The organism is Mesorhizobium sp. M4A.F.Ca.ET.050.02.1.1 (genome assembly GCF_003997725.1).
In the GTDB taxonomy this organism is placed as follows: domain Bacteria; phylum Pseudomonadota; class Alphaproteobacteria; order Rhizobiales; family Rhizobiaceae; genus Mesorhizobium.
In genome coordinates, this window is record NZ_RZSG01000857.1 from 1 (window position 1) to 2,455 (window position 2,455).

A 2,455-nucleotide genomic window follows, 5' to 3' on the forward strand; every position below is an offset into this window, starting at 1 on the left:
TTCTTCAACCTCTCCGGCCGGCGCATCTTCGATATCAAGCTCGAAGACCGCAGGCGCGATCGGCTCGTCCGCAAAGGCGGCGAATTCGGCAGCCGGCTCTTCAACCTCTTCGGTCAGCGCATGCTCGACATCATCTTCGAAGGCTTCCTGCGCGGCAAGGTCTGTGGCATCGCCTTCGACGGCATATACAGGCTCGACAGGCACTGCGGCAGCCAGCGACTCTTCGGCATCGTCGATGCTGAGCGCGAAATCGTCGTCGAAGGACGCCTGCTCGGCAAGCTCGGAACCGTCTGTGTCGGCGGCATAAGCAGCGTCGGCAGGCTGTTCGACGGTCAGCGGCTCATCGATTTCAGCCGGGTGTTCCGCCTGCGCCTCGATATCCGTGTCGACATCGGCCATCGCCTCGTCGAAGTGACCAGAAAAGTCCTCCTCTGAAATCGCTTGGTCGGCAACAGCCTGAACAGGCGCCGGATGTTCGGCAACGGCCAGAGCGACGTAGTCATCAGCGGACGCGTGGTCGTCGAGCGTCAGTTCATCCTCGAGCGACAGGGAAACAGCATTATCGAAATCGTCCTCGAACGCGGTTTCGACCGCCGGCGCTGCAACCTCTGCGGCACGATGGTCGACTGCCTCGACGGCATGATCGCCGAGCTGGAATTCCCGATCGAGCGACGCGGCAAGCTCGTCGTCCATCGGCAGATCGTCGTCGAGCGGAGAGACGTCTTCGAGCGAACTGGCGACCGCCTGGCCGAGATCATCATCGAAGGCCGCTGCGAGCTCAGGCTCCGCATCGACCTGCGGCGCCGCTACAGCGCCTGCCGCGGGCGCGGTGGCGAAATGATGGTCCTCGATATCGTCGAACACGAAGTCCTGGTCGAGCGACGCCGCAAGCTCGTCGTCAAGCGCGTTGCGGGCCGCGGCTTCGAAAGCCGGCTCTTTCGGTTGCGCGACGGCTTTGCTCTCCTCCGCGCCGAACTCGCCCATCAGTTCCTTCTCGAGGTCGATGTCGAAATCGCCCTCCGCGGCAGGCTGATTGGCGGGCGCAGCCTTCTGGACAGGCGCCTGCGGCTTTACCGGCTGGCGCGGGTCGAAACCCATGATCCTGGTCAGTTCCGCAAACGGATCGTCGTCAGCGATGTCGTTGCGATCGGCTACTTTCAGCTGGGTTCTGTCTGCCATTATTGTTCCCGAACTCGCACACAGTCGGACGCCATGGACGTCGCGCAGGGTTGGCCCTTACCAGCGCAATGTGGGCAAAAGGTGACAGGTTTTTTAGTCAAACCTAACGCATCTCGGTGGGCGCATCCGCCCCTATCAGCGTCAGGCCGGACGTCAAAACGTCCGAAACAGCCTGCACCAGCCCTAGTCTGGCATACGTCAATTGTCGGTCGTTAACCTTAACAAAACGTAAGTCGGGATTATCGGTCCCCCGGTTCCAGTGTCCATGGAAGCTGGAAGCCAGATCGTAGAGGTAGAATGCCAGCCTGTGCGGCTCCAATGCAAGAGCCGCGGACTCAATCAGCCTGGGATATTCAGCCAGCTTCCGGATCAGGCCGATTTCGCCCTCGTCCGAGAGCGAAGCCACCGAAGCCGTCAGCCGGTTGCGATCGAAATTAGCCTCGCCCAACTGCTCGCTCGCCTGCCGGAACACCGAGTGGCAGCGCGCCGAGGCGTACTGCACGTAGAACACCGGATTGTCCTTCGATTGCTCGGTCACCTTGGCGAAATCGAAGTCGAGCGGCGCGTCGTTCTTGCGGTAAAGCATCATAAAGCGGATCGGATCGCGACCGACCTCTTCGACCACCTCGCGCAGTGTGACGAAATCGCCGGAGCGCTTGGACATGCGGACCGGCTCGCCGTCGCGGAACAACTTCACCAGTTGGCAAAGCAGCACTGTGAGCTTCACCTCGTCGCCGGCGATGGCCCGGGCGAGCGCCTCCAGCCGCTTGACGTATCCGCCATGGTCGGCGCCCAGCACATAGATCAGGTCGACGAAGCCGCGCTCCACCTTGTCCTTGAGGTAGGCGACATCGGCGGCGAAATAGGTGAAGGAACCGTCCGACTTGACCAGCGCCCGGTCCATGTCGTCGCCGACGGCCGTCGAGCGGAACAGGGTCTGCTCGCGGTCTTCCCAGTCGTCCGGCTTCTCGCCCTTGGGCGGCGGCAGCTTGCCCTTGTAGATATGACCCTTCAGCGTCAGGTCGGCGATCGCCGCCCTGATCTTCTTGGCATGGTCGGCGTGCAGCGTGCGCTCGGAGAAGAACACGTCGTGATGCACGTTGAGCAGCGCCAGGTCCTCACGGATCATCGCCATCATTGCGTCGATAGTGCGATCCTTGACGATGGCCAGCGCCTCGTCCTCCGGCATCTGCAGCAGTTTGCCGCCGAACTCCTGCGCCAGCGCCTGGCCGACCGGCACGAGATAGTCGCCCGGATAGAGGCCGGGCGACTATCT

At 62.3% G+C, this 2,455-nt stretch carries 2 pseudogenes; both read right to left on the minus strand.

Annotated features, from left to right (window positions below):
* Nucleotides 1-1,179, minus strand: a pseudogene (locus tag EOA33_RS32245) (SPOR domain-containing protein); the annotation flags it as partial.
* 103 nt (nt 1,180-1,282) lie between these two features.
* Nucleotides 1,283-2,443, minus strand: a pseudogene (locus tag EOA33_RS32250) (DALR anticodon-binding domain-containing protein); the annotation flags it as partial.
* Nucleotides 2,444-2,455 lie beyond the last annotated feature (12 nt).